The 5,915-nt window shown below is 73.7% G+C and carries 6 protein-coding genes; 2 read left to right on the forward strand and 4 right to left on the reverse strand.

The window, feature by feature from the left end; all coding sequences use genetic code 11:
• Nucleotides 1-143 precede the first annotated feature (143 nt).
• On the forward strand, nucleotides 144-1,775 hold the full coding sequence (locus tag ACZ37P_RS28510; RefSeq protein WP_467349241.1) for a hypothetical protein: 1,632 nt from the start codon (nucleotides 144-146) through the stop codon (nucleotides 1,773-1,775).
• Here the strand turns inward: ACZ37P_RS28510 and ACZ37P_RS28515 are convergent.
• Entirely contained in the window at nucleotides 1,770-2,399 is a 630-nt protein-coding gene (locus tag ACZ37P_RS28515) for an HAD family hydrolase (protein WP_355333240.1), read from the reverse strand. The genes ACZ37P_RS28510 and ACZ37P_RS28515 overlap by 6 nt on opposite strands.
• A gap of 286 nt (nucleotides 2,400-2,685) precedes the next feature.
• Here ACZ37P_RS28515 and ACZ37P_RS28520 point away from each other — a divergent pair, with 286 nt between their 5' ends.
• The gene (locus ACZ37P_RS28520) at nucleotides 2,686-3,798 is read left to right on the forward strand and encodes a LacI family DNA-binding transcriptional regulator (RefSeq protein ID WP_467349243.1); all 1,113 of its coding nucleotides are present in this window, start codon (nucleotides 2,686-2,688) and stop codon (nucleotides 3,796-3,798) included.
• Between the two features lie 46 nt (nucleotides 3,799-3,844).
• Here ACZ37P_RS28520 and ACZ37P_RS28525 read toward each other — a convergent pair whose 3' ends face one another.
• The 3 genes from ACZ37P_RS28525 to ACZ37P_RS28535 form a co-directional block, all read right to left on the reverse strand.
• On the reverse strand, nucleotides 3,845-4,249 hold the full coding sequence (locus ACZ37P_RS28525; protein ID WP_355333246.1) for a VOC family protein: 405 nt from the start codon (nucleotides 4,247-4,249) through the stop codon (nucleotides 3,845-3,847).
• A 111-nt stretch (nucleotides 4,250-4,360) separates the two neighbouring features.
• On the reverse strand, nucleotides 4,361-4,822 hold the full coding sequence (locus tag ACZ37P_RS28530; protein ID WP_401720967.1) for an SRPBCC family protein: 462 nt from the start codon (nucleotides 4,820-4,822) through the stop codon (nucleotides 4,361-4,363).
• A 25-nt stretch (nucleotides 4,823-4,847) separates the two neighbouring features.
• Entirely contained in the window at nucleotides 4,848-5,822 is a 975-nt protein-coding gene (locus ACZ37P_RS28535; protein WP_467349246.1) for an aminoglycoside phosphotransferase family protein, read from the reverse strand.
• Between the last annotated feature and the right edge of the window lie 93 nt (nucleotides 5,823-5,915).

The following is a 5,915-nucleotide window of genomic DNA, read 5'->3' on the forward strand; positions in this document are numbered from 1 at the left end:
GACGCCCAGCGGCCGGGGACCCGATTCGCCCCGGATCGGGCAGCCCGTACGGCCCGGTCGGACGGCGTGCCCCCTATCACCGTGACACCGCGCTCTTCTAGCCTCCCCTTGAAGATCGATCAGCCCACCGAGGGGGGACTTGCGTGGACGCGTCCGCGTACCGCATGGTCGTGTGGACCGAGCAGGACTACGTCACGGCCGCCGCGACGGCCGACCGGCTGGTCGCGGAGTGGCTCACCGACGCCAAGGGTTATCCGGTCACGGCGCTGCACGACGGCCGCAACGAGATAGCCGAGCACGTGACGCTCGACCGCGACACCGATTCGGGGCAGCTGGGCGCGCACAGCCGCTGGCGATTGCGGGAGAGCCCGCCGACATTGCGGGCGACCTGGCAGTCCACGCTCATCGTCCGTACCGACATGGCCGATCCGGGCCGCACCTGGGTGCAGCTCGATGTCGAACACCGGCCGGACTCGGCGGAGATACCGCAGATCCGCGCGTCCAAGCCGCGGCTGGCCGACGCGATACTCGACGCCCTGGACACGCACAGCGGCATCGCCGAGATCCGCGCCCGCGCCAGCTTCATCTACGCCGGTGACGTGAAGGAGGTGGTCGAGGAGCTGACCGACCGGGAGCGGCGGCTGCCCATCGTCGTGGCGAGCGTGCCGTACGGGACCGACGCCGACGAGTGGCTGGAGAAGGTCGTGGACCGCGCCTTCACCCAACTCGTGGGCCGCGCGGTGCTGTACGTGCTGACCCGCGAGGCGCAGGCCGCGTTCAACAAGGCGCTCGAACACCATCCGGTCTTCGGCGGCGGCATCCGTACGTACATGCCGCGCGTCGACCCCGCGTGGGCCGCCGACGGGCAGCGGCACCCGGTGATGTCCCGCGCCACGGTCGAGGCCGATCCGGTACGGGCCGCCACCGTGCTGACCGCGCTGCCGCGCAACCAGGCGGCCCGCATGCCGCTCCCCCAGCCGCTGGCCCGCCTGCACGCCCAGCGCCCGCGGCCCCGGTCCACCGAGCACGGCGACGAGATCGCGCGCCTGCGCGCCGACCACGAGAGCCTGATCGCCCTTCTCGACGAGGCGGCGGAGGCCGAGGCCGCCCGCTACAAGCAGGTCCGCGAGCTCCAGCACGACCTCGCCGACGCCAACTGGCTCGCCGAGGAGTTCTACGCCGAGCGCCGCGCCGCCCAACAGCAGGTCCGCGCGCTCCAGTTACGTCTCCAGCAAGTCGGCGCCTACGAGGCCGCCTTCGCCCCCGTCGAGGAGGACGAGAGCGAGGCGCTGCCCGGCAGCTTCACCGAACTCCACGCCCGGCTCCACCAGTTCCCCACCCTGCTCTTCACCGGGGACGCCAAGGTGATGACCGGTCTCGACGACCGTTCCAAGCCCAACTGGGTCAACGTCTGCTGGGAAGCGCTCCAGGCTCTCGAGGACTTCGCCGCCGCCTCCGTGGCCGGCCGCGCCCGCGGCGACTTCCGCTCCTGGTGCCAGGATCTCCCCTCCGGCTGCCACCCCTTCCCCGCGGGCAAGGTCCTGATGAAGGAGTCCGACACCGTCTGGCGCAACCTCTCCTGGCGCAAGGAGCGCACCCTCCCCGTGCCCCGCGCCGTCGATCCCTCCGGCGCGGTCTACATGGAGGCCCATCTGCGGATCGGCGGCGGCAGCACCATCTCCCCGCGGCTGCACTTCTTCGACGACACCGCCAACACCGGTCTGCTCTACATCGGCCACATCGGACCGCACCTCACCAACACCCGCACCTCATAGCGCCGGCAGGTGGGCTTCGACGCGGGCGACGGCCTGCGGGGTGCCGGTGAAGAGGTGGGCGCGCATGCCCGCGGTCTCGGCGGCGGCGATGTTGGGGGCGTGGTCGTCGATGAACAGGCAGTCCGACGGGCGGACTTCGAGGCGCTCGCAGGTGAGCGCGAAGGCGCGGGGGTCGGGCTTGGAGACGCCGATCTCGTGGGAGTAGACGATCTCGTCGACCAGTGAGTCGAAGCGGTAGCGGGCGGTCTCCCGTTCGCGGGCGCCGACGAAGCTGTTGCTGAGGATGCCGAGGCGGCAGCGGGAGCGCAGGCCGCGGACGTAGTCGATGAGTTCCGTGTTGGGGGCGCCGAGGTATTCGGCCCAGAGGTCGGACATGAAGGACTCGACCTGGCGGGCGTCGAGGCCGAAGCGGGCGCCGACCTGGGCGCGTACCTCGGGCTCGGTGATCGCGCCGACCGCCCCGGCCTCCCAGACGTCGTCGAGACGGCGGTCCACGGTGCCCGGCGGGAGGCCGAGGCGCTCGTCCCACCGCTCGATCCAGCCCGTCGGCGGTGTGATCTCCAGGACTCCGCCGATGTCGAGGATGACGCAGCGCTCTGTCGTGGAAGGTCCAGTCGTCTTCATGGAAGGTCCTCTCGTCCGGTTCCGCGGCGTGCGGTACGCCCTGCCCTCACGGTGGGCCCTCACCTGCGGTGAGGGTCAAGGCGGTGACGGGACCCGCGGACCGCCGCCGGGTCCTGGGGCCGCGACCAGGCCCGCCGACCGCTGCCGGACCCGCCGTCCGTCTCCCGGCCCGCGGACCGCCGCCGGGTCCGAGAACCGCGACCGCGGTGATTCGCGATAGCTTTCGCAAAAGGCGGACCGGCACGGCGGTACGGCCGCCGGGGGCGCGAGCGCGGGAGAGCAGAGGATGGCGGCGGCGGAACCGGGGCACGAAGCCGACGGCGACACAGGCGGCGACACAGACGGCGGCACAGACGCGGGCGCGGGCAGCGGCGCGGGCGGCGGAGGCACGACGACGCTCGCCGAGATCGCGCGGCAGGCGGGGGTGTCGGTCTCCACGGTCTCCAAGGTGCTGCACGACCGCTCGGACGTGGCGTCCAGGACCCGCGCCAAGGTCCAGCGGCTGCTGGAGCAGCACGGGTATCTCGCGCGGCACCGCCCCGCGGCGACGGCGCTGGCGGCGGGCGGCCTGATCGACTTCGTGATCAACGAACTGGCCAGCCCGTGGGCGGGCGAGCTGATCCGGGGCGCGGAGGAGGCGCTGCACGCCGAGGGGCTGGGCATGGTGGTGTCGGCGACGCACGGCCGCAGCCGGCTCACCCGGCAGTGGCTGGACTCGCTCGCCACCCGCCGCACGCGCGGCGCGATCCTGGTGCTGCCGGAGCTGACGCCCGCCCAGCACGAGGAGTTGCGCAGGCTCGGCCTGCCCTTCGCGCTGATCGCCCCGGCCGACGAGCCCGCGCCCGGAGTGCCGTGGGTGGGCGCCACGAACTGGCCGGGCGGGCTGGCCGCGACCCGCCATCTCATCGGGCTCGGCCACCGCAGGATCGCCGTCATCAGCGGGCCGCCGGAGCGGCTGGCCTCACGCGCCCGCGTGGACGGCTACCGCTCGGCGCTCGACGAGGCCGGGCTGCCCTTCGACCCGGCGCTCGTCCGATACGGCGACTTCACCCACGAGCCCGCGCACCGGCACGCCCTGGACCTGCTGGGGCTGCCCGACCCGCCGACCGCGGTCTTCGCGGGCAACGACCAGCAGGCGCTGAGCACCTACCGCGCCGCCGCCGCGCTCGGGCTGCGCGTCCCGGCCGACCTGAGCGTCGTCGGCTTCGACGACCTGCCCTTCGCCGACTGGGTCACCCCGCGGCTGACCACCGTACGCACCCCGCTCGCCGACATGGCCGCGCTCGCCGCCCGGATGGTGCTCCAGCTCCTCGGTGGGGAGCAGCCCGCGTCAACCAGGGTGGAGGTCGCGGGCGAGCTGGTCGTGCGCGAGAGCAGCGGGCCGCCGCCCGTACGGTGACCAGGCCGCTGGACCAGGGGCGGGTCAGCCCTGGATCAGGGGCGGGTCAGCCCTGGGCGAGGGCCGGGTCCAGCCAGAACAGCTCCCAGTGGTGGCCGTCCAGGTCGAAGAAGCTCCGGGTGTACATCGGGCTCTCCTGCTCGGTGCGCTTGGCCGCCGTGCCGCCCCCGGCCACGGCCGCCTCCGCGATCCGGTCGACCTGCTCCTTGCTGTCCAGGCCCAGCGCCACGATGGCCTCGGTCGTCGTGGCGGTGTCCGCGATCTCCTTCTCGGTGAAGGTCCGGAAGAAGGGCTCGACCAGCAGCATCGCGTAGATGTCGTCGCTGATCACCATGCAGGTCGCGTTGTCGTCGGTGAACTGCGGGTTGAAGGTGAACCCGGCGGCGGTGAAGAAGGCCACGGAGCGGTCGAGGTCCTTCACGGGGAGGTTGACGAAGATCTTCGTGGACATGGGTGCCTGCCTTACGTTCCGCTGGTCGGTGTCACGGGAAGGTCGTGCGCTTCACCGGGGTAGACCGGTGCGCGGCGCGGAACTCATCGGTACCCGCGGGCCGTCTTCGCCTCACTCCCCACGCAGCAGCGTGTCCACGGCCCGGCCGAAGACGAGCCGTCCGGTACGCGCCGTGACCGCGTCGAACGCTCCCGGCAGCCGCCACACCCGCAGCTCCTCGCGCCAGCGCACCCACGAGCCGGTATCCGCGCCCGTACCCGTACCGGTGTCGTCCGGCCGTACGTCGATCTCCGCCCAGCCGGTGACGATCCGGCCGGTCTTCTCCAGGCGGCAGAATCCGGGGCCGCCGTCGACCGGCGGCTCCCAGCGCACGATCCGCATCGGGTCGTCGAACCCGGCACCGCCGAGCCCGGTCCGCGCCACGAAGGCCGTGCCGACCCCGTCGGGCGGCGGCGTCAGCACGCTGATCCGGGTCAACGGCACGGTGGCGGTGTGCCGTTCCCAGTCGGTCAGCCGCCGCCACGCCTCGGCGACGGGCAGCGGGGTGCGGCGCTCGACCACGAAAGGGGACATAAGGCCAGGGTAGGGCGCGCCGCCGTCAGGACCAGCCGGTACGGGTCCGCAGCCAGTCGAGCGCGACGACGCCCTGGGCGTGCTGGAAGGGGCGCAGTGTCGGCAGGCCGGGCGGCGCGGGCCGCCGCGCGTGGCCGAGCAGGAAGCCGGCGAAGGCGGCCAGCACCGCCGTGACGCCGTCCGGGTCGGCGCCCGCGGCCACCGGGTGCCGGTCGAAGATCTCGGCGGGGGGCGGTCCGCCCTGCATCCCCACGCTGGGCAGCATCAGCAGCAGGTCGAACCAGGGCGCCGCCAGGCAGGCCCACGGCCAGTCCACGACCATGACGCGGCCGTCCGCGGTGAGCAGCAGATTGTCGGCCCGCAGATCCGCGTGGGCCAGGGTCTTTCCGGCCGCCGCCCGCGCCCATCCGGCCTCCAACACGGCCAGTTCCGCCAGATGGCGTACGGCCCAGGGGTCGAGGCCCGTCAGGTCGTCGGTGCCCGCCGCGTGCTCGGCGGCCAGGGCGCGCCAGCCGTGGAAATTCTCCGCGTTCGCCTCCGCCACGGGCGGGACCTCCACCGGGGACGGTGTGAGCAGCGTCGCGAGGTCGCCGACCGCGGTCAGGACGCGCTCCAACTCGGCCGCGTCCCACGGCTGTGCGGGCGTGCGGCCCTCGATGTCCTCGAAGAGCAGGACCACCCAGTCGTCCCGCTCGAAGGAGGCCAGCAGGCGCGGGGCCGGGACTTCACGGGGAAGCGCCGCGGCCACCGCGGCCTCCGCCCGGTGGATGCCCGGGCTCTCCGGATTCGCCGCCGAGGTCACGGCCTTGACGAACGCCCTCGTCCCGTCCGTCAGCCGCAGGCGGGCCGCCACGCCCGGCGAGAAGCCGCCGGCCTGCGTCTCCGCCGCCGCGACGCGTGCCCCCAGGCGCGCCTCGGCCTCTCCCCGCACCCCCGCGGGCACGTCCCCCCACTCGGCTCGCACACCTTGTGCCCCCACGGCCCCGCTGTCGGTCGTCATCGCCCCATCCTCCCGACCCCCCGGGGGGGCCACCGCGTTTCGGGAGGCGCGGGTCCTGAGGGGACGGTCGGTCGCGGCGCGGACGGGGCCGGG

It is taken from the genome of Streptomyces sp. NPDC024632 (assembly GCF_055559175.1).

Bases quoted from the DNA above. Each gene is read 5' to 3' on its own strand.
- ACZ37P_RS28515 (WP_355333240.1), bottom strand. From the start codon at position 2,399: ATGAAGACGACTGGACCTTCCACGACAGAGCGCTGCGTCATCCTCGAC.
- ACZ37P_RS28520 (WP_467349243.1), top strand. From the start codon at position 2,686: ATGGCGGCGGCGGAACCGGGGCACGAAGCCGACGGCGACACAGGCGGC.
- ACZ37P_RS28535 (WP_467349246.1), bottom strand. From the start codon at position 5,822: ATGACGACCGACAGCGGGGCCGTGGGGGCACAAGGTGTGCGAGCCGAG.
- ACZ37P_RS28525 (WP_355333246.1), bottom strand. From the start codon at position 4,249: ATGTCCACGAAGATCTTCGTCAACCTCCCCGTGAAGGACCTCGACCGC.
- ACZ37P_RS28530 (WP_401720967.1), bottom strand. From the start codon at position 4,822: ATGTCCCCTTTCGTGGTCGAGCGCCGCACCCCGCTGCCCGTCGCCGAG.